Genomic DNA, 20,475 nt, shown 5'->3' on the forward strand with positions numbered 1-20,475 from the left:
TTAACCCGTTACTAGGTCCTCATTGCTTAAAAAGGCCTCGTTAATATTATGCTCGGATAATACTGACCTTCTAAGGTCCTTAAACATGTAGAGACTACCTGGGTACTTCCTATAACCAAGCCTCCTATAGTATTCTCTAACGCCCACGCCCGATATAACGAACATCCTATAGGCATTGAACTCCTCAAGGCTATGTGCTCGGCCCTAGCCATCAACGCCCTACCAATACCACGGTGCTGCCACCAGAATAGGTCCGTCGCCCTACTACCAATTGGTAGCTCAGGCCCATAAACATGCAACTCCCTAATTAGGGCTGCCCTACCAATCCTAATCTCAGGCCTATGTGCATTATTGCTTGGTATCCTAAGTCTCAGTATTCCATAGAGCGTGTCGTCATCGTCGATTACCTCCAGGAAGATCTCATGGCCGCCGGATGCTTCGTAATCAATCCTATTAATCACCAACTTCCTAGGCGTTGGCACCAGGCCCTTCTTTATGTACTTATGACCAACCTCACGGCACCTAATCTCCACGCATTTAAGGCCTAGTCTCTCCATGTCGCTAAGCACGACCTCCCTCATGTTGCCTATCTTCGGGCCATCAACAACCCAGTGAAGCGGTATGTCCCTGCCGAATCTCATGACCCTGACCCACCTGGGTATTGATGCCATGATATTGGCCAAGAGCCAATGCCAGGTCTCCTCATCATAACTCCTATATAGGCCCTTTAACCACTCCTCGTATAATTCCGTGTCCTTGACAACGAAGGTTGGGTAAACCTTAACGCAGTCAGGCATGAAGTTTGGGTCACTGAATATTGTCTTTACCATCTCGAGATCCCTATCTGGTGTTGAGCCAGGGAGTCCAGGCATTATGTGGTAGCAGACCTTGTAGGCAGCGTCCTTTAGGTACTGCGTTGCTCGATGGACTCCTTAACACCGTGACCCCTCTTAACCCTCCTTAGGACATCATCATATATCGATTGAACGCCAATCTCAACCCTCGTAAATCCAAGCCTAAGCATTAGGTCTATGTGCCTCGGCCTCGCGAAGTCAGGCCTTGTCTCAAGTTCAAGGGCCACAACCCTAATCCTGGCTCTCTCATTTCGTCTATGCTCATACTCAATGTTGGGGGGCTGTCGATGGATCCGTGCTTACCATTGGGTAGTCATTAATGGCCTTGAACGCATTACCAATGAACCATGTTAAGTATGACTCAGGCAGTGATGTTATTGTACCACCCATTATAATTAGCTCGACCTTGGATACCGGGTGATGGAGGGCCTCGTACTGCCTTATCCTAGCCACGACTTGCCTGTATGGGTCGTAGTTCAGAGGGGGGGCGGCTCTGAGGACCACTGGTGAGTCCGGGAGGTAACTCTTTGGGGTGTTTGTCTTCTTTCCGCCGGGGCAGTACGTGCAGTTGAATGGGCATGCCACGGGCTCGACCATTATGGCAATTGGGACTACCCCCCCTGATATGGTCCTCGTGGGCTTCAACCTATTGAGTAAGACATTAACGCTACCCATTACCTGTAGTTAAGGCTTTATGGGATTTAAAACGCTTTTATCAAGCCATTTAATTCAAAGTAATTTCGATAATAATCACGTCATAGGTTTTTAAATCAAGAGAGGCGTTTATTCCTGGTATATAAGTGTCTGGGACCGAGGCATTGATTAGGAGGTATTTCCCATACGATACGTTTAGGAAGTATCAATGGGAGATAGCCAGGAGTATATATGATGCATTGTCAGGCGGTAAGGTCGCACTTATCGAGGCGCCCACGGGCGTTGGTAAAACAGCGAGTGCCCTAGCCGCGTCACTGGCATATGCCGAGGAGGATAATGCCAAGGTCCTCTTTCTCATTAGGACTAAGAATGAGGCGCAGGCGCCAATTAGGGAATTACGTAGGTTGAGGGATAGGGGGGGCGTCAACGTTGACTTCGTGATAATTAGGAATAGGCCCGATATGTGTTGCATGGTGAGTACTCGTAAGCTCCCATATGAGGAATTCCTTGAGGAGTGCAAGTTCCTAAGATCAAGTGGTGAGTGCCCATACTACTCTAATATCAGGAAGATAAATATTAATGATTTAATGCCCAACATAGTGGATGGGGGGGTAGGTAATGTCAACGAGTACGTATCCACCCTATGCACACATAATGTTTGCCCCCCCTACGAGGTTTCTAGGATGTACATGGATAGGGCTAGGGTTGGCATAATGACGTATTACTACATCTTTAGTATTAATAAGCCCGAGACCATGAATATTGATGTTAAAAATTCCGTACTAGTAATTGACGAAGCCCATAACCTACCAGACGCGATAAGTAGCCTAAACAGTATTGACTTACCATTAACTTCGGTGGTTGCCTCCATTAACGAGGTTAGGAGGCTTGTTGATGATGAGGAATTGAAGAATAGAACCATCAAGATACTGAGGGGGGGTCTCCAAACATACATGGTTAAGCTGAGTAAGGTCCTCGAGGAGGAGACAATGGTATCCCTGGAGCTCGGTGATGTGCTTCAATTCTTCGAGGACTTCCAAGCAATAACGGATGCCTACTACGAAATAATCAAAAGGAAAAGGAGTGCAGGCGTGCCAATACCATACACGCCACTATCCCGATTACTGGACTTCCACAAAGCAATACTGAATAGGGTAAGTGGGTTTAGTGTGTTTCTCGCTAGGGATGAGCAGGGCGTATCCCTTGTCTATAAGTGCGTTGATCCATCGGTGGTGAGCGGGCCCGTTATTAATGAGGCGGGCGGTGTTGTGCTCATGAGTGGTACATTACCGCCGAGGGATTACGTGACGAGCATGCTCGGCATAAGCAGGGGGGGCATTGTTGAGTATAGGATTGGCTTTAGGGACTACGTAAGGTCTGAGAACTACGGTGTGTTGATTTATGACGGCGTGACCACAAGATACGTGGAGAGGGATGAGGAGGAATATGCAAAGATAGCAAATATACTTAGTAGGGTTTACCAGGTGTATCCTCTTGATAAGGCAATACTGTCGATATTCCCGTCATATGCCGTACTTAAATCCGTTAGGAAGTACCTAAGCCCCCCCAGTGTTAAGTATATCATGGAGCTTGGTAATACCTCAATTGATGACTTAATTAGGGATTTGAGGAATGACCGTAAGAGATTGATAATGGCCGTGGCCGGCGGTAAACTCGTTGAGGGTGTTGAGTATAGGCTCGGCAGTGAGAACCTGCTTGGTTTAATAATAATTGTTGGTGTTCCATACCCAGAACCCAATGATTACCTGGATGATGTCATGGAGATACTTGCGGCCAGGCTTAACGATAGAAAGTTAGCTTGGGAGTTGACGTATCAGTGGCCCGCCATTGTTAGGATTAAGCAGGCAGTTGGTAGGGCATTTAGGTCTGAGAGTGATAGGGCGTTGGTAGTGCTCATGGACCGTAGATTCAGGGAGGCAAGGCTTGCCAAGGTCTTTGAGGATTACTTCGGGAAGTACGTAATAGTTAATGAGGACGCGTTGATTAATGAGGTCCTAAACTTCAGCGTTACTCCCCCCCATTAAGACTCTCCTCAGAGTTCTCCTGTGCTTGTTGTTCTTCGCCAACTACGCTTTCCTCCTGTGAAGTTTGTTGTTGAATTTGCTGGGGGGGCTTCACCTGCGGCGGTCTTGGGGGGGGTGGCGCTAATATTCTCTCAGGACTTTGTTGAGGCTGATACTGCGGCGCCATTGGAGCTGCTGGCGACATGCCCGTCGGCGCAGACACTGCCTGCGTTACTGGTTGCTGCCTTAACATCTTCATTATATACTCGAACCTCTTGTCAAGCCCCCCCATCGCTATTTGGTACATGGCTATGAAGCTTACTATCAATGCAGCGGCTACCGTTATTAGGGATGCCATGAATGCTACTGAGGAGTACGGTACATAAGCATCACTTGTAGTAGGGAATATGGCTATGGCCGTTATCACAAATACGATTGCTATCAACGACAAGGGTATACCTAGGTAAAGCACTAACTTACTCAGGCTAGGCGTTAACTCCTCAAACCTAGGTTGTTGAGTTGCGGGTCTCGTAATCGGTACCTGCCTTGGGGGGGGTGGTTGTGGTGGGGGGGGTTGGTACGGGCTGTGAATACGGCGGTGGCGGAGGAGGTCTATACTGCGGCGGAGCGTATTGGGGGGGGCGGTGGGGGGGGCGGCATTTGCGGTGGCGGTGGAGGCGGATAAATTGGGTATTGCTGATATGGCGGTCTCCTGACCTGCTTCTCCTCCGGCTTTTTCTCACTCATTCATGACACCATTTATTGTTACCTTTATAATTAATAAGTTAATAAATGTTTTGAGAGAATTCATGATAGGATTGATCTCCATTGAATCATTGGTAGTGGCTGAGAAGGATTCGGTGGCCAAGGCCATCGCTAAGTACTTAGCCCAGGGTAGTGTAGGCATTAGGAGGATTTATGGCATCAAGACGTACTGGTTCACGAAGGATAATAAGCAGTGGGTTAGTATTGGCCTTAAGGGCCATATAATGAACGTTGACTTCCCCGAGGAATTGAACAAATGGCACTCAGTGGAACCATCAAAGTTATTCGACACAGAACCAATACTCGTGATTAGGGAGGACACCATAAGTTACGTGAGGGCACTGTCACGCCTAGGGACCAACGCAAGTACTGTTTACCTAGCCTTAGACGCAGATTCCGAGGGGGGGGAGGCCATAGCCTATGAGGCAATGTTGGTAATAAGAAATGTAAACCCAAGGGCAATATTCAAGAGGGTTTTGTTCTCGGCAGTAACTAGGAACGACATTATCGAGGCCTTTAACTCACCAACGAATTTAAACCCTGGACTTGCCAAGAGGGTTTTCACAAGGATGATCCTAGACTTGACATTGGGCGCGGTATTCACGAGGGCGCTGACCCTAAGTGTTGAGAAGGCTGATAGGAATGCACTGGCTAGGGGTAGCTTCCTTAGTTACGGTCCATGCCAAACACCTGTACTTAACCTGGTAGTTCAGAGAGCCCTCGAGAGGGAGAACTTCAGGCCTGAGAAGTACTATACGCTTCACGTCATGGTTGACGTTAATGGCATGAAGGTGGTGCTTAATCACGACGGCACCTTTAAGGATAGGCAGGAGGCGGAGAAGGTACTAAGTCTAGTGAGAAGTAGGGCTAAGGCCAGGGTTGTAATTGCCAATTACAGGGAGGATTTCATAGAGCCGCCAGTTCCGTTGGACACCATAGAACTTGAGAGGAGGGCCAGTAGGTTCCTTAACACCAGGCCCAAGGCGGCCCTTGACATTGCCGAGGAGCTCTATAGACATGGGTACATCTCATATCCAAGGACGGAGACAACGATTTACCCACCAACATTAAGCCTTAGGCAGGTACTCCTTGAATTAACCCATGGTGAGCACGGTAATTACGCCAAGACATTACTTAGTATGAGCATTAGGCCGACACGCGGTGACAGTAATGATGGCGCACACCCACCAATATACCCAACTAGGGGGTGCCACGAGACAGGAGATACTCAAGCGTTTTAAGAATGAAAGGTATTGGAAGATCTATGACCTGGTGGTTAGGCACTTCCTAGCGACGTTGAGTCCACCCGCACGTGTTGAGAGACAGAAAATAATTGCCGACGTCTCTGGGCATAGGTTCAGTGTGGATGGTTTGAAAATAATCGATAAGGGCTACCTAACTATATACCCATTTGAGAGCCGAGTGAGAGGGAATTACCGAGGGTGAGGGTTGGTGATGAGCTAAGCATTGTTAAGGCTTGGGTCGAGGAGAGGGAGACTGAACCACCGCCTTACCTATCCGAGTCGGAACTGCTCAGATTAATGAGGAAGTATGGCATTGGCACCGATGCCACAATGCAGGACCATATACACACTAACGTAATACGTGGGTACTTCAGAATTAGGAATAGGCAGTGTATACCAACGCCATTGGGTAAGGCCGTAATAAACGTTCTAAGCAAGACAGGCAATGAACTGATCGACCCGCTTTTTCGATCACGAATGGAAAAGTCGCTTATGGAGATAACAAATGGTTCATTAAGACCTGATGATGTATTGTTTACATTTAAGAACGAGGCTCGGAAAATATATGAGAAGTTCATGGATAAACAAAAGGAGGTTTCTATGGAGCTCATAAAGGCATTGAAGGAGTCACTAAGCAATAGAAAGATGGGCAGTAAGGCTTCGTAATATTTTTATTGAGTACTATAGCCATTAATACGTGATGAATAACCAAATAACCAAGTTGCTTAGAGACCGTGCTGAAGATATTTGGAATAAAATACTCAATCACCCATTCGTTACTGAGCTATTCACTGGTTCGTTACCACTTGATAAGTTTAGATTCTACGTTATTCAGGACTATAATTACCTAATAACACTAACGAAGTGCCAAGCACTAATTGCGTCTAAGTTTGAAGATCCCGTAATTATGAGGAAGGTACTAGAACTGGCACTGGCTGATGTGACCACGGAACTCGAAAATTATAATAAATTACTTAATACCCTCGGTTTAAGCATTAACGAAGTGATTAAATCAAGACCCAGCCCCCCCACAAATACTGCCTACATGAATTTCCTACTAACCACCTGCGCCTTGGGTAGTCCATACGAGGCTTAGTGGCGATATTACCGTGTTACTGGACATACCTAGAGATTGCTAAACACCACGCCAACAAACTAGAGAGGAATCCAGTGAAGGCCTATAGGGATTGGGCTTCGGTATACCTAACCCCCCCGGAGTATGTGGGTATTGTTAATGAACTTAGGGCAGTAATAGATAAGGCTGGTGATTACTTAATGAGAGACTTCGATAAACTACTAAGTATATTTAGGCAGGCCAGCATCTACGAGTACCTATTCTGGGACATGGCATACAGGCAGGAGCAATGGGTATTATGATTATTACTTTATTTTTAATTTGTCGTAATTTAAGACTGAAGCCATCGATGGAAGCGCAGGTATTACCTGGGCATGTTTGATAGATGCCTCGCTGCCGGCAGCATAGTTGCTCCTGCATCAATTACGAATATCTGGCCCGTTATGTTCTTCGCAGATTCACTCACGAGGAATGCCACTAGGTCAGCGACCTCCTCAGGCTCGATTATCTTGCCAGTCAATGTCCCTGTTTTAGCCCACTCCTCCTCCTTAACATTAAGTACCTGTAGTAGGCTCATTCCCATCTTAGTCCTTACCAGGCCAGGGGGGGCTATTGCATTGACGGTTATGCCATAAGGTGCCAACTCGGCGGCCAGGGCCTTAGTGAACCCTATTAGGGCTGCCTTGGCCGTCGCATAGGGCACGTTGTAGGCGGCGCCCATTATGCCCTCGATGGAACTCATGTTTATGACCCTGCCCCAATTATTCTTTACCATATATGGCACAGCGAACTTAGTCAATAAGTAAGCTGACTTTAGGTTCGTGTTTATGATCTTATCCCACAGACCCTCATCAATGTCTACGAAAGGCCTCATTATGCCAAGGCCGGCGTTATTAACTACAACGTCAACTGAACCCCCCCATTGCTTAACGGCCTCATCAATGAGGACCTTTGCGCCGTCGGCCGTGGCCACGTCTGACTTAACCATAATAGCCTCACCACCAACACTCTTAATCAACTTCATGGTTTCCTCACCCTCCTCATCATGCCTCTTATAATTAACAACTACACGAAAGCCATCCCTAGCCAACCTAACGGCAATGGCTCTACCAATGCCGCGGCCTGAGCCTGAGACGACTGCAACCCTCTTAACCATACCAAAACATGCGCACTGTAGGGTGAATTAAGTATTACTCAAATCAGCCTAACCTATAAGTATATAGTTAATATATTGCAATATACATAGTTAAATAAGTTTGCCAATATATATGTTATTATCATTCTCAATAATTCTAACCTTAACATTATTCCCAATGAGCATCTTCTCCATACGAGGATCGGCTATAACCGTAATAACCCTATCGTGTATTGCCGAATCCCTCAGGGGTAGAATAACGCCTAAGAACTCACCTCTAATTATCCCCCCCCTACTAATTATCCTAACCTTAACATCGTCACCGACATTGTACGGCTTCGGCAGTTTAGGGGGGGCTTTATGTATGTTCAGTTCATTATTCATAGCCGTTAACCTAACACCCAATTCACCCTCCAGCTTCTTAATTCTCCCCCCCCAGAATTCCTGCCAAGTCATTACCCTAATCCTGACCTTCCTACCCCCCCTCTTATGAGGAATGTACTTCTGAATGAGCACTGGCGGTAATTCACCCCCCCTGCCTAGCCCTAATTCCCTGGCCCACTTTATGATCTCGATAATGTCATCATCATTAATACCAGGCAACCAGACCGGTGATGCAATCACGTTAATTCCAAACTCAAGGGCCTTCACCACCAATTCCTTAACATGATCAATATCGTACCAAGGCGCCCCCCACTTATCTTCTTGGCTAATCCGGGATTCAGCGTGTCTATGCTCAGGTTTATCCTGTCTAAGCCAGCCCTGGCTAACTCCCTTAGCTCATCTACGGTGAACATGTACAGTCGAGTTTGCATTGACACCATTGAAACACCGTCCATTGTTTTAATACCACGAACTAGATCCACGAGGTATGGATAAACACCTGGTTCACCCATGCCGTCAATATGAACCTCGATATCCCTAGTGCCCTTGAACCTAACGACCTCCTCCAACGCCATTAATAACGCCTCAGGATCATCGATGAACTCCGCCCACCTATTCGTTGACCTAGGCCCTGCATTAACTGAGCAGTATATGCAGGATAGTGGGCATAATGTTGTTGGTCTAACCTCAATTATGTTTGTGCCCCTATCAACTATGCCAAAGGCCAGCGCACCAACCTGCGGCGTACCCCTATCTATCCTAATTATTTCTCTTTTCCTTTCAATCTCATTAATACTCCCCCCCTCCACATAACATCCCCCCCAATACAATCAGTGCTTACTAACCCCCCCTATGATCTACCAAAATAGGGTTTTAAACTCAGAGGTTACATTTTTGTGCACGTAAAATGATTAGAATAAACACAGCAGTGATGGGGATGGACATGCTTAGGATAAACGTGAAATCAGTGGCCATTTTACCGATTGAGTCCTTCGACACATTACTAAATAATAACGTTAGGATAAGCATAATGGACATGCTCAGTAAGGGGGGGCCCATGACAGTTACATCACTGGCCCAGGAAATGGGGATGCTTAAGGGTGTTGTTCATAGGCATGTAAAGGCCCTAGAGGACTTTGGCTGGATCAGACAGTTAAGCGATGATGAGGCTAGGGCCATTGGATTGAGTAGAGAGGCCAACAGGATCTACTATGTACCGACGGCCATGGTCTACCTGGGATTTAAACTTGAGGCTAATGAGCACGGTATGAAGATAATAATACCCACCAACTACGGTGCATTTATAGACGTTAGAGGCCGCAAATTCATTGTATTAACACCCACATTCTCAAACCATGATTGTAAAAATTCATGCCCATCTCACGAACTATGCCTCGACTGGATTAAGAGGGTTGGGAAGCAATTCCACATAAGTATTGACTATGATGATGCAGGCAGGGCATTAATGTACCTATATACGCAGTTAATACTTAAGGAGTTTAGGATAAACATGGTGAACAACGTGATAATGCTCGACAGCCCACGCCTAAACTCAATCTTCATAAAGCACTCGAATCTAGCCCTTTGAATATAACGAGGTAATTATTGAAGCCTGAGACCTCGCCCAACTCATACCACTTATTAAGTGATGGATAGTGCCGGGTAATTATTATGGAGTCAGTACCACTAATAAGCAGTACTATACTATCAGTATTGGTGAGAACCTCGGTCATAAAGCCGCACTTATTAAGGATGAGCCTCCATTGCTTAATTACGAAATCATACGCACAATTACCCTGGGACTGTGGGACAAAGCCCTTCTCTACACCGAATATTTGAACTTCGTGATTAGCATCGGAATACAGCAATTTACCTGAAAGGTTTAATACTCTCATAATCCTTAGTGCATGACCATCAGGTCTTACCTTACGGCTTCTTAATCTCATGAGCTTAATAATTATCAACAATGCCTCGTTAGACCTCACCTGCATTTCCGTATTTATACCTTCCTCATACCACGAGACGACTATGCCGCACTCCATATCGTTAATTACCACGTATAATCCCTCTATATAATCACCATTCGATATTAAGTACCTCCCATAAATAACTCCGCTACATGGTAGGTGAAGAATGACCTTTGTACCGTACAATTGAACATCCTCGTTGTTAAAGCGGTAGGTATTACCCCCTGGTTAATGTTGATATGCCTTCCCTCGGTATTACATATATCACTAAGCCTGCTTTATCGAAACTTACCCTAAAGTTTTTGGTGAACTCCTCGATATCAATGCCATAAATACTCATTTCACTTTAGCAAACCAAGGGGGGGATCCTTATTTAAATAACTTAAGTTAGTCAGGGTTGAGAATGCTAATAAGAATTACGTTTCTAGGAACTGGCGCGGGAACGCCGGGTAGGGATAGGTATTTACCAGCCATACTAATTGAAGATGGCTTAAGAAGAATACTACTTGATGCTGGCGAGGGTGTTCAATATAGGCTTCTTGAGGTTGGCGTTAGTCCATTAAAGATAACACACGTATTCATTACGCACTTGCATGGTGATCACGTATTTGGATTACCCGGGCTGCTGGCAACAATGGCCATGCTCGGTAGGAGGGAGGACCTAATAATAAGTGGTCCCACAGGAATTGCCAACTTCCTAAGGAATAGTATGGAAATTGTTGGTGATCCACCATTTCATGTGCGTATTTATGAAATTGAACCGCTAAGTGGCGTTAAGGACGTCATTAATGAGGAGAACTTCAGCTTACAATGCACATCGGCAAGACATACAGTACCTGACTGTGCCTATTCCCTTAATTGGAGAACCTACGTTGGTAAATTCAACCCGGGAAAGGCTAAGGAATTGGGCGTACCAGTGTCGCTTTGGAAGAGACTTCATATGGGTGAGACCGTGGTTCTCAATGATGGTAGGGTCGTAAGGCCGGAGGATGTGGTCGAGGTTAGAGGTAGCGGTTTGATTAAGATTGTATATACCGGTGATACGGCACCGGCAAATTCCATAATAGACATTGCCAGGGAGGCGCAAATGCTTATTCATGAATCAACATTCTCGGCAGTTGAGGACGAAAACCTAGTATGGAGTCAGGGCCATTCCAGGTCGGTGGACGCGGCTAGGGTGGCTAGGGAGGCTGGTGTTGAGAGGCTGGTGCTAACGCACATTAGCAATAGGTATTCCGACCCAGGGTTATTGGCTGCAGAGGCCTCTAAGGTATTTCCAAACGTCATAGCCGCCAGGGATTTGATGAGCCTAGTCATCACTTCATAGTAGGGGGTTAGTGGTTGTTGGTATCATTAATGAACTGTCCCAATAAATCAGCTATCCTAATTAACTCATTAATTCCCAATTGCCTAATGCGGGTGTTTACGTCAATACCCACGTTAATTACGATATTTACGGCATCCGGCCCAAGGTACTTATTGAGGACCCACCTGAGGATCCTATTCCTATGCCTAAAGAGTAAGTTCGTCACCGACTCCAGTATCCTTATGTCACTGTAACAGGGCTCCCTCCTAATCATCATCACTAATGTTGAATAGACCTCAGGGCTTGGATAAAAGGAGTCTGGTGGGTACGTGCTCAGGACATTCACGGAGTAATTACATTGGGTGATTATGCTTAGCCTGCCATAATTATCACTACCAGGTCCACTGACGAGCCTATCGGCAACCTCGCGTTGTATCGTTAATAAGGCCACTGGGATTCTCTCCTTGATTATCCTAATTATTAATGGTGACGTTATTGAGTACGGCACATTGGAAATCAATACGTCAGTACTTGGCCATGGAATCCTTAAGGCATCACCCTGAATCACGGATACGTTACCCAAGCCACTTAGCACACGCTCGGCGATCTTCACGAGCCTTCCATCAATCTCTATGGTAATTACCTGGGAGGCCACCCTGCTAGGTAATACGTTAGTACGCCAATCCCAGTACCCACCTCAAGAACCCTCGAACCACCTGGTACATGCTTGACAATGTCTCTTATGACCGTTGGATCAACTACAAAGTGCTGGCTTAACCTCTTTATTGGCCTTAACCTATACTTAGTGATTAATCTCATTAGGTCATCCCTAGTCACAACGTCAATATCAGGCAGCATTACCCAAGCACTTTATGGAACAATGCTAAAAACCTTTTAAGTAGGGTCCTCACATCATTCAAGGTGTCGTCATTAATAGGGGGGGTGGTTAATGTCGTAAATACGATACTTAATATCCCAAGGATTGGGTGGCTACAGCGTGGGGGGGTTCCCCCCCAAGCCATCGCCGAGAGCGTTGGGGGGGATCACGTACTGCTCACTAGCTATCTCGCATTGATCCTATGCAATAGTGCGCATAAGGTAGATAGTGACATCAATGCTGATAAGTGCACATCAATGGCGCTCATTCATGATGCCCACGAAGCCTTAATAGGCAATGTGAGTAATAGTGCCCGTTCATTAATTAGTAATTGGAGGGACATCGAGACTAGGCTATTCGATGAGCTTCAATTTCCCGAGGAATTACGTAATTACTTCCGTGAGTATAGGTATGGACTGAGCATTGAGGGTAGAATTGTGAATCTCTCGGATAAATTGGCAACACTAATTAGGGCGTGCATTTACGCCAGGGCTGGTTATGACACGAAGGAACTAATTATTAATTATAAGGAATTAATTGAGAAGTTGCTGAGTGAGTTCACAGGCGATGTTGGACAGGTCATTAGTAATACCGTTAAGCCAATCCTTTCATGGTGTGATGACCGTGCCATCACTCACACCCTCAGTAATGAGTCTCCTCAATGAACTCAACTTGCCACAACCAACCACGTAGATCGTAATACCACTCCTCTGGGCTATGCTTAATGCCCATGGATCGAGTAAGTCGTAAGTACCAGCCACCGTCCTTGACTTAAGCATGGCCATTAACTCACCAATGCTCACCCTATCGAGCCTCCTGGCATTGGGGTCAACCCTCGGATCGCTCGTATAAACCGCGTCCACGTTTGCACAATCAATCAGCCTCTTAATACCTAGGGACTCACTCACGAGTAGTGCTACTGTGGCTGTTGATTGGCCTGGTTGAAAACCGCCCGTAATCACTAACCTACCTGTTGACCATGCCCTAAAGACCTCATCTATGTTGGTGGGTATTGGTAGGTAGGCGATATCGCTGAGGGCGGCGGCTAATAACTGGGCGTTTAACCTGCTGGCTGATATGCCGAGCATGTCCAGGAGTGATTCGTTTATACCCATTTTCCTACCAATATCTATGTACCTACGCGCTAAGGACCCGCCACCAGTTACCACAGCCATCTTATAGCCGTTCCTCCAAAAATCACGAATTAAGTCCACGTACTTAGGCAGTAAGTCCTCGCTATCGAATAAGTGACCGCTTAACTTAAGCGTGAATAGTCCCTGCATCATTCACTAAGCCGTTGGTTAGTGAATTCTTTAAGTTTTCTTAACTAGGTCGTTTATTGCCCTGGTAATGCCGTTGGATACGTAAACCGGCAAATCACCGAGGTTGAGGCTTGGCGTTCTGCCTTCGCATACGTACTGCAACTTCTCAAGACTTTTAGTAAGGAATTCCTTGATTAGGTCGTAATGGTCAGCGCCTATTAGTGGCTGCATGTATGAGTCCATCGAACAATCATTATCATACCACTCCTTAAAGAACTTGGCAGATGCAATTAATTTATTGAACGAGTCAATCGTTATTTCCTCATTATTAAGCATAATGACCACCTGCGTATTAAGTAGCTTCCTAATGACTTTAACCTTAACAAACCCTAGATCACAAGGCCTTCTCTGCTTAATGCACTCCGCAACGTCATTACTCACAGCAAGTATTTTCATTAATTCCCTATTCCTCTCATACTCACTCTTACATCTGCAGATTTGCTGCATGACCTTTACAAAGCGTGACCTATACTCCTCAGTCAATACCTCGATAACGTCGTAACTACGCATTCCTAGGTTTAAAGCATTAATTATTTTTAAGGTATTCTCATTAACTAATACAGGCTTGGTTACTCTGCCTTGCCAATGGCCTTCCTAACGACCTTACCACTTGGGCATTTGAAGAGCCCTATTATGACACCCCCCCTCCTGCCCTTCGGCGCGAGCATCCATACCTTGATAGGCTTAAGCTTCATTACCTGACCGTCACAATCAACTTCATATTCCCTCTCCATGTAACTTGATAGTTCTGCCATCGTACTCTAGTTATTATTCTATCCTTAATAAATAATCATAGCCATAAACAATGCATAAATCAATATTTATAACGCTCTTTCTACATGGGTAATTACAAGAACAAAAACGTACAATACGCTATAGTTGCATACTAATAATTGCATTTTTTACGATAATCACTGCGGCAGTAAATCAAGGTTTAGGCATTCACAAATATCACCGGAACACTATATGACCTAGGAAAGTTTTTATTATTGTGAAACCTGGTATTATTAAAATACTGATATAAGATGAGGGGGGGTCCCAAGCACTGATGAGAGGATGAGATGTTCGTTGATGCATCGTGTTGTGATAATAATTATAAACTGTAAGAATTACATCTTAATTAATGACCATTAGGGCCGTGATTTACGGCGTGGGTCCCATTGGTCAATTAATAGCTCGGGTTGCGTTCAGCAGAGGTTTCGATATAGTTGGCGCGATTGATATTGACCCGCAGAAGGTTGGTAAGGACCTCGGTGAGGCTATTGGACTTGGTAAAACCCTGGGCATCAGAGTTGAGAGTGATGCTGACAAGCCCTTAAGGATGCCAAACCTGATGTTGTCCTACACTCAACGGGTAGCTTTTTCGATAGGATCTACCCACAGATAATGAAGGCAATTAGGGCCGGCGCTGACGTTGTGTCAACATGCGAAACACTGGCGTGGCCCTGGTATAGGTACCCAGACCTCGCAGAGCTTGTTGATAATTATGCGAGAAGCCGTGACGTAACGGTACTTGGGGGGGCTGGTGTTAATCCAGGTTTCGTATTTGATGCATTACCCGCTGTGTTATCCGTTACATTAACGAGGCTTGATAAGATCACCGTGATTAGATCCCTAGATGCCTCAAAGAGGAGGTACTCCTTCCAGAAGAAGATTGGCCTGGGCATGACGCCGGGCCAATTCACGGATGCGTTAAGTAAGGGCGAGATAACGGCCCACGTAGGCTTCGCAGAGTCTATACTGCTCCTGGCCAATATCATAGGACTTAAACTGGATAGGGTTGAGGAGGGACAGGAGGCGCTAATTGCGGAGAGAAATTACGAAACGCAGTACTTCAAGATAGAGCCCGGGCAGGTAAAGGGTGTTGTTGGTCATGGAAGCGGCTTCATCAATGGTAAGGAGGTTGTTAGGGTTGAGTTGAGGGCCTGCGTTGGCTGTGAGGACTTTGAGGAGGTTAGGCTTGAGGGTGACCCACCAATCACTTGGAGGAGTACCGGAACGCCTGGTGACCCAGCCACCGCAGCCGTGATTGTGAACCTAGTACCAAGGGTCTTGAACGCAAGGCCGGGGGGGTTAATCACACTCAAGGATTTAATTAACTACTCATACACGGCCTAGTCCTAAGGTATCACCTCTTTAACTTCTCAATACGTACCCTGGTATCCTTATACGCAGGTGTCTTGGTAATGGGATTCAACACGGCAGGGACTAAAGCATTTGCCGGAAGTTCTGGGTAATGGAAGGTCGTGAATAACACACCCCCCCTTGGAACTCTAGCCGACGCCTTAACCCTAGCCAGCACCTCACCAACCGGTGAAACTAACCTAACGATTTCACCATCCTCAACACCCTCAACCCTCATATCCTCGGGATTCACCTCAACAACAGGCCCCCCCCTCCAAATGACCTTAAGTACTGGCGACCTCGAGTCATGGTCGCGGTATGGTACTGCGCCCTCTCCCTACCAATAATTAACGAATACGGGTAAAGCCTCCCCCCCATAACAACATCAAAGCCCCCCCTCCAACCAACCACCCTAAACCTAGCCCTACCCCCCCCTTGGGAACCCATCGGCATATAGTATTGGAGTACCTGGACTAGACCCACTTGGTACCGGCCATTGAAGCCCACCCTCACGCTCAAGCCTCTCATGACTTAAACCACTAAATACCGGTGCTACCCTCGCCATCTCCCTCATTATGTCAGAGCTATCCCTAAAGCCCATGTCATAACCAAGCCTCCTAGCCAACTCAACAAAGACCTGCCAATCAGCCTTGCATCACCTGGCGGATCAACCACCTTCCTCGTTAATTGCAACCTCCTCTCCGTATTCGTGAATGTTCCGTAATCCTCAAGGGCCGCAGACGCCGCTGGCAATACCACATCAGCATACTCGGCGGTCTCAGTCATGAAGATGTCCTGAACAACCAAGAACTCCAACCTACTCAACGCCTCAGCAACAGCCCCCCCACTGTCCGGGTGCGACCTAACGCTATTCTCACCAACTATGTAGAGCATCTTAATCAAGCCCCTCCTAGCCATATCAATCATCTCCGTACTCCTAAAACCAATGAAGAGTGGCAACCTACACCTCCAGACATCCTCAAAGCGCCTCCTAACCTCCGGATCCATCAACGGTTGATAACCAGGCAACCTACCCGGTGCACACCCAACATCAGCTCCCCCCCCTGAACATTATTTTGTCCCCCCCTAAGTGGCATTAAACCTGCGCCTGGCTTACCAACATTGCCCGTTAACAATGCCAGGTTTATCAGCTGATACATTTTCTGTACCATTCTCATGTTCCGTAATGCCAAGGGTCCACATAATCATTGATGGCTTCTCAAGCGCATAAAGCCTAGCAACCTCCCTGATAACGACCTTAGGTATTCCAGTTACTTCCTCGGCAAAATCCAGGGTAAATGCGTCAAGGCTCCTTACCCAATCCTCAAAGCCCTCGGTGTACCTGCTAATGAACTCCTTATCGTACCAGCCCATATCAACTATGTATTTAGCCATCGCCGAGAATAGTACGACATCCGTACCAGGCCTAATGAGGAGCTCATACTCGGCGTACCTGGCTAGCTCCGTATGTATTGGGTTAACGACTATTAAGTGAGCGCCCTGCTTAGCCGCCCTCTTGACGTAAGCGGCAATGACTGGGTGCGTTTCATTCATGTTAGAGCCTACTACAATTATAGTCCTTGAGTTTAATACATCCCTTATGGGGGGGTTGGTCGCCGCGCCATAGCCAAGTTGCGTGGCTAATGACCATGCTGATGGCTCGTGACATAGCGTGGCTGATTGATCAACGCTGTCAGTACCGACGGCGCACCTCATGAACTTTTGAAATGCATAAATACTTTCATTAGTGCTTCTATCGCTCATTATACCCCCAATCGCGGCAGGCCCATACCTACTAATGATCTCCTTAATCTTACTGACCACCAGGTCTAGAGCCTCCTCCCACGTGGCCTCCCTAAACACCTCATGTATTGACCTACCATTTAATGGGCCCTTAGGGACGCCGGGCCTCCTAATTAATGGTTTCGTGAGCCTCTCGGGGCTATTGACGTATTGATAACCAAACTTACCCTTAACGCAGAGCTTACCCTCGTTTGCAAGTCCATAGGCACCCCTAGCCCAGACGACCTTGCCATCCCTAACTCCATACTCGACCTGACACCCAGTGCCGCAGTATGGGCATGTGGTCTCAATAACCTTATCAGCGGGTACCCAATCCCTTTCCATTAACGCCCCCAGTTGGGCATGCATCAACGCACGCGCCGCAACTAACGCAACTTGACATACCCATTGGGGGGGTGTCAAGGTCGAAGCCAACCCTAGTACCGGATCCCCTACCTATGACCGCTATAACGTCGTTATTCTGGTCAATGCCGCAGGCGATTACGCACTTTCTACACATTACGCAGGCTGATGGGTTAAACAATATTGCTGGGTGTGTATCATCGACCTTAACGCTCGGTATTATCGGTGCTGGTTCTAGACCATACTTAACCGCGTACTCACATATTCTACACCTCATTTGCTCCTCCTTACTCCTGTGGGTATGATTCTTCAGTAAGAGCTTTAGTAAGGTCTTCCTAGCCTCGGTAACCCTCGTACTCTCGGTTTCGATCTTCATACCCTCCGATACCTTGGTTATGCATGATGGTATTAACCTACCATTAACTTCGACGATGCATATCCTGCAGGAACCATTCGCGAAGCCCTCGTAGTAACACAGTGTCGGTATTTCAATGCCGTACCTCCTGGCCAGGTTTAGTATAGTCTCTCCCTCGAGAGCCTCAACCTCCTTACCGTTTAGGAGCACCTTGACCATACCCATCACCTGAAGTGAACACCAGCCCTACAGACACCCCTTATGTGCTCCTCAAACTCATCCCTAAACTGGGTAAGCGCGTCGAGAAACACCTTACCGGCAGACATGCCGAGACCGCAGAGTGAGGTCTCCATCATAGTCCTCGCCACAGTCTCAGCCCACTTAAGGTCCTCCTCACTCGCCTTACCCATGCTAACCTTCTCAAGAACCTCTACCAACTCCTTAGTACCCAATCTACATGGCTCACACCTACCGCATGACTCATGGGAGAAGAACCTCTCAACCTCAAGCATTACGTCGACAATGCACCTATTGTTGGATAGGGCTATGATTACGCCAGGCCCTAGGAAGACGCCGAGTTTCCTCGTCTCCTCAGGTGTAAGCCTTACCCTTATCTTCGATGAATGTGCAAGGCCTGAGGAGACCCCCCCGCCAACGAAGACGGCCTTGACATCCTCCTCCTTAACCCCCCCCGCCTTCGCTAATAATTCATTGAGACCCACAGTCAATTTCTCCCTGTAAAGGCCAGGCTTACCCACATCGCCAGTAATGCAGAAGTACTTCTCGATTACGATCTCCCTACCCTCATAATAATTGCTAATAAGTATGGGAACCGCAGCAACGACCTCCACGTTAATCACGGCTGTGGGCTTACCGAACAAGCCAGTCTCGGTTGGGTCAGGAGGCCTTAGCCTGGGCTCACCCCCCCTATTACCCTCAAGTGAGTTTATCAGCGCCGTCTCCTCACCGACGATGTATGGAGAACCAACAAGCAGGACGGTAATGGGAGGCAATTTATTAAGTAGGCCCTTACTCGTTAAATACGGTCTTAACTCACCGAGCGCCTTCTCAATCATGGCCCTAGCATTTCTAAATCTCTCATTGACCGCGATTATAACCTCATCAACATTGAGGGCAAGCGATAATAGTAATGCACCTTCAAGCAGTTGATGAGTATTTCTCTCCATTATCAACCTATCTTTAAAGCCGCCAGGCTCACCCTCATGGCCATTAACAATCAAGTACTTAGGCCTATTGGCACTGCTTGCTATGGTCTTAAACCTACTTAGGGCACCACCACCGAGTAGGCCGGCCTTAACGAGTAATTCAAGTATGAAGAACTTATTATCTTCACTAAGGAATTTCCCAAAGTACTTATAACCACCCCTCGCTATGTACTTATCGAGATGTTCGTATTGAGACCGAACGTAATCACCCCGTGATTCCTCAATCTCCCTGAACTCACCATTAACGAACATGTAATACTTATCACCCATCCTAACCACGGGACCCCCCTGTCACAATAGCCAAGGCAGTACGTGATGGAGTACTTAATGCCACGCCTCTCTAATTCCTTAACGACCTCCCTGGCGCCCTTCAATAGGCATGGAAGGCCCATGCATACCTGGACCTCTGAGTAATCATGGAAATAGAATGTGGATAATGTCTTAACCGTTGATAGGGGTAGGTTATACTTATCGGCTATTTTTCTAAGCTCGTCATCGGATGTGATTCTTCTTTCAATTATCTCCTTACTTGCCTCGCGTAATCTCGTCCTATAATCCATGTAGGAAAACCCCCATCAAGGCTTTAAAGGTATTTCGGGATCGTAACGTGTAGTGGGTTATTAGGCTCAGTTATTTTGAGTAATTGGGTGTTAAATGCTGGGTTCATGGGTTATTAATGATATGGTTAGGATCGTTAGGATCAATAATTACGCAGATCTCAATAAGGTACTCATTGATTTAGGACCCGGCGAGTGCGCATTACTACTTACTAAGCAGGTTGATGACTCGTTAAGGCACGTGGATGGCATTACCACGGTACTACTGAGGAGTATTAGGGATAAGACAGAGGTTGATTACCTACTTGCCGCCGGTAATAAGGTGCTTTGCATATCCATGGATGGGTTCGGCCTACTCAGTGAGTATGCATTATCGAGACTTAAGTATGTAATAATAACCCGCCAACCCTCGGAGACAGACAACAAGCTCTTCAAAATATTACTAAACATAACTCAATAAT

General features: G+C 46.7%; 21 protein-coding genes and 5 pseudogenes. 9 read left to right on the forward strand and 17 right to left on the reverse strand.

Annotation, left to right across the window (positions count from 1 at the left end; all coding sequences use genetic code 11):
- A pseudogene (locus JCM11216_RS09945) lies at nucleotides 1-1,529 on the reverse strand (tRNA uridine(34) 5-carboxymethylaminomethyl modification radical SAM/GNAT enzyme Elp3).
- 125 nt (nucleotides 1,530-1,654) lie between these two features.
- On the opposite strand from JCM11216_RS09945, the gene JCM11216_RS09950 reads away from it, so the two are divergent.
- Nucleotides 1,655-3,553, forward strand: coding sequence for an ATP-dependent DNA helicase (locus JCM11216_RS09950; RefSeq protein ID WP_054854107.1), 1,899 nt, complete (start codon nucleotides 1,655-1,657; stop codon nucleotides 3,551-3,553).
- Here the strand turns inward: JCM11216_RS09950 and JCM11216_RS18830 are convergent.
- Complete coding sequence (locus JCM11216_RS18830; RefSeq protein ID WP_243676010.1) at nucleotides 3,537-4,004, reverse strand: hypothetical protein; 468 nt, start codon at nucleotides 4,002-4,004, stop codon at nucleotides 3,537-3,539. The genes JCM11216_RS09950 and JCM11216_RS18830 overlap by 17 nt on opposite strands.
- A 337-nt stretch (nucleotides 4,005-4,341) precedes the next feature.
- Between JCM11216_RS18830 and JCM11216_RS09960 the strand changes: the two are divergent.
- Both JCM11216_RS09960 and tenA read left to right on the forward strand, forming a co-directional pair.
- A pseudogene (locus JCM11216_RS09960) lies at nucleotides 4,342-6,207 on the forward strand (DNA topoisomerase).
- A 34-nt stretch (nucleotides 6,208-6,241) separates the two neighbouring features.
- A pseudogene (tenA, locus tag JCM11216_RS09965) lies at nucleotides 6,242-6,918 on the forward strand (thiaminase II).
- Nucleotides 6,919-6,980: 62 nt separating this feature from the next.
- Here tenA and JCM11216_RS09970 read toward each other — a convergent pair.
- On the reverse strand, nucleotides 6,981-7,772 hold the full coding sequence (locus JCM11216_RS09970) for a 3-oxoacyl-ACP reductase family protein (protein WP_054854108.1): 792 nt from the start codon (nucleotides 7,770-7,772) through the stop codon (nucleotides 6,981-6,983).
- Between the two features lie 90 nt (nucleotides 7,773-7,862).
- Nucleotides 7,863-8,944 (reverse strand): annotated as a pseudogene (locus JCM11216_RS09975) (radical SAM protein).
- A 98-nt stretch (nucleotides 8,945-9,042) separates the two neighbouring features.
- Between JCM11216_RS09975 and JCM11216_RS09980 the strand changes: the two are divergent.
- Nucleotides 9,043-9,723 (forward strand): ArsR family transcriptional regulator, encoded by a 681-nt coding sequence (locus JCM11216_RS09980; RefSeq protein ID WP_054854109.1) that lies wholly within the window; start codon nucleotides 9,043-9,045, stop codon nucleotides 9,721-9,723.
- Here JCM11216_RS09980 and JCM11216_RS09985 read toward each other — a convergent pair.
- Complete coding sequence (locus JCM11216_RS09985) at nucleotides 9,695-10,288, reverse strand: hypothetical protein (protein WP_054854110.1); 594 nt, start codon at nucleotides 10,286-10,288, stop codon at nucleotides 9,695-9,697. The genes JCM11216_RS09980 and JCM11216_RS09985 overlap by 29 nt on opposite strands.
- Before the next feature lie 217 nt (nucleotides 10,289-10,505).
- Here JCM11216_RS09985 and rnz point away from each other — a divergent pair, with 217 nt between their 5' ends.
- On the forward strand, nucleotides 10,506-11,429 hold the full coding sequence (rnz, locus tag JCM11216_RS09990) for a ribonuclease Z (RefSeq protein ID WP_054854111.1): 924 nt from the start codon (nucleotides 10,506-10,508) through the stop codon (nucleotides 11,427-11,429).
- Nucleotides 11,430-11,436: 7 nt separating this feature from the next.
- Here rnz and rsmA read toward each other — a convergent pair.
- Nucleotides 11,437-12,227 (reverse strand): annotated as a pseudogene (gene rsmA / locus JCM11216_RS09995) (16S rRNA (adenine(1518)-N(6)/adenine(1519)-N(6))-dimethyltransferase RsmA).
- Nucleotides 12,228-12,329: 102 nt separating this feature from the next.
- On the opposite strand from rsmA, the gene JCM11216_RS10005 reads away from it, so the two are divergent.
- A complete protein-coding gene (locus tag JCM11216_RS10005; RefSeq protein ID WP_054854114.1) occupies nucleotides 12,330-12,950 on the forward strand; it encodes an HD family hydrolase in 621 nt (206 codons plus the stop codon).
- Here JCM11216_RS10005 and pyrH read toward each other — a convergent pair.
- From pyrH to JCM11216_RS10020, 3 genes are read right to left on the reverse strand one after another with little or no spacing between them, the layout of a single operon-like run.
- Entirely contained in the window at nucleotides 12,894-13,571 is a 678-nt protein-coding gene (gene pyrH / locus JCM11216_RS10010) for a UMP kinase (protein WP_054854115.1), read from the reverse strand. The two genes, JCM11216_RS10005 and pyrH, sit on opposite strands and share 57 nt — an antisense overlap.
- A 27-nt stretch (nucleotides 13,572-13,598) precedes the next feature.
- Nucleotides 13,599-14,117, reverse strand: coding sequence for a hypothetical protein (locus tag JCM11216_RS10015; RefSeq protein WP_054854116.1), 519 nt, complete (start codon nucleotides 14,115-14,117; stop codon nucleotides 13,599-13,601).
- Between the two features lie 59 nt (nucleotides 14,118-14,176).
- Nucleotides 14,177-14,362 carry a chromatin protein Cren7 gene (locus JCM11216_RS10020; protein WP_054854117.1) on the reverse strand — a complete coding sequence of 62 codons (186 nt, stop codon included), beginning with the start codon at nucleotides 14,360-14,362 and terminating at the stop codon, nucleotides 14,177-14,179.
- A gap of 368 nt (nucleotides 14,363-14,730) precedes the next feature.
- Between JCM11216_RS10020 and JCM11216_RS18835 the strand changes: the two genes are divergently transcribed.
- Nucleotides 14,731-14,994 (forward strand): hypothetical protein, encoded by a 264-nt coding sequence (locus tag JCM11216_RS18835; RefSeq protein ID WP_243675986.1) that lies wholly within the window; start codon nucleotides 14,731-14,733, stop codon nucleotides 14,992-14,994.
- Nucleotides 14,994-15,725, forward strand: a complete 732-nt coding sequence (locus JCM11216_RS10025; protein WP_243675987.1) for a dihydrodipicolinate reductase — start codon at nucleotides 14,994-14,996, stop codon at nucleotides 15,723-15,725. The genes JCM11216_RS18835 and JCM11216_RS10025 overlap by 1 nt, the downstream gene beginning before the upstream one ends.
- A 10-nt stretch (nucleotides 15,726-15,735) precedes the next feature.
- Here JCM11216_RS10025 and JCM11216_RS18840 read toward each other — a convergent pair whose 3' ends face one another.
- From JCM11216_RS18840 to JCM11216_RS18870, 8 genes are all read right to left on the reverse strand, one after another.
- The gene (locus tag JCM11216_RS18840; RefSeq protein ID WP_243675988.1) at nucleotides 15,736-15,984 is read right to left on the reverse strand and encodes a molybdopterin dinucleotide binding domain-containing protein; all 249 of its coding nucleotides are present in this window, start codon (nucleotides 15,982-15,984) and stop codon (nucleotides 15,736-15,738) included.
- Nucleotides 15,981-16,184, reverse strand: a complete 204-nt coding sequence (locus tag JCM11216_RS18845; RefSeq protein WP_243675989.1) for a hypothetical protein — start codon at nucleotides 16,182-16,184, stop codon at nucleotides 15,981-15,983. Before JCM11216_RS18845 ends, JCM11216_RS18840 begins: the two co-directional genes overlap by 4 nt.
- Complete coding sequence (locus JCM11216_RS18850; protein ID WP_243675990.1) at nucleotides 16,156-16,356, reverse strand: hypothetical protein; 201 nt, start codon at nucleotides 16,354-16,356, stop codon at nucleotides 16,156-16,158. The genes JCM11216_RS18845 and JCM11216_RS18850 overlap by 29 nt, the downstream gene beginning before the upstream one ends.
- On the reverse strand, nucleotides 16,305-16,760 hold the full coding sequence (locus JCM11216_RS18855; RefSeq protein WP_243675991.1) for a molybdopterin-dependent oxidoreductase: 456 nt from the start codon (nucleotides 16,758-16,760) through the stop codon (nucleotides 16,305-16,307). Before JCM11216_RS18855 ends, JCM11216_RS18850 begins: the two co-directional genes overlap by 52 nt.
- Nucleotides 16,761-16,844: 84 nt before the next feature.
- Complete coding sequence (locus JCM11216_RS18860; RefSeq protein WP_243675992.1) at nucleotides 16,845-17,858, reverse strand: molybdopterin-dependent oxidoreductase; 1,014 nt, start codon at nucleotides 17,856-17,858, stop codon at nucleotides 16,845-16,847.
- Nucleotides 17,833-18,456, reverse strand: coding sequence for a 2Fe-2S iron-sulfur cluster-binding protein (locus JCM11216_RS18865; protein WP_243676005.1), 624 nt, complete (start codon nucleotides 18,454-18,456; stop codon nucleotides 17,833-17,835). The genes JCM11216_RS18860 and JCM11216_RS18865 overlap by 26 nt, the downstream gene beginning before the upstream one ends.
- Nucleotides 18,456-19,727 (reverse strand): NADH-ubiquinone oxidoreductase-F iron-sulfur binding region domain-containing protein, encoded by a 1,272-nt coding sequence (locus tag JCM11216_RS10035; RefSeq protein ID WP_243676006.1) that lies wholly within the window; start codon nucleotides 19,725-19,727, stop codon nucleotides 18,456-18,458. Before JCM11216_RS10035 ends, JCM11216_RS18865 begins: the two co-directional genes overlap by 1 nt.
- Nucleotides 19,622-20,017: an NAD(P)H-dependent oxidoreductase subunit E gene (locus tag JCM11216_RS18870; RefSeq protein ID WP_243675993.1), complete on the reverse strand. Its 396-nt coding sequence runs from the start codon at nucleotides 20,015-20,017 to the stop codon at nucleotides 19,622-19,624. Before JCM11216_RS18870 ends, JCM11216_RS10035 begins: the two co-directional genes overlap by 106 nt.
- Before the next feature lie 94 nt (nucleotides 20,018-20,111).
- On the opposite strand from JCM11216_RS18870, the gene JCM11216_RS10040 reads away from it, so the two are divergent.
- The gene (locus tag JCM11216_RS10040) at nucleotides 20,112-20,474 is read left to right on the forward strand and encodes a hypothetical protein (RefSeq protein WP_054854118.1); all 363 of its coding nucleotides are present in this window, start codon (nucleotides 20,112-20,114) and stop codon (nucleotides 20,472-20,474) included.
- Nucleotide 20,475 lies beyond the last annotated feature (1 nt).

It is taken from the genome of Vulcanisaeta distributa JCM 11216, assembly GCF_001315985.1.
Classification (GTDB): Archaea; Thermoproteota; Thermoprotei; order Thermoproteales; family Thermocladiaceae; genus Vulcanisaeta; species Vulcanisaeta distributa_E.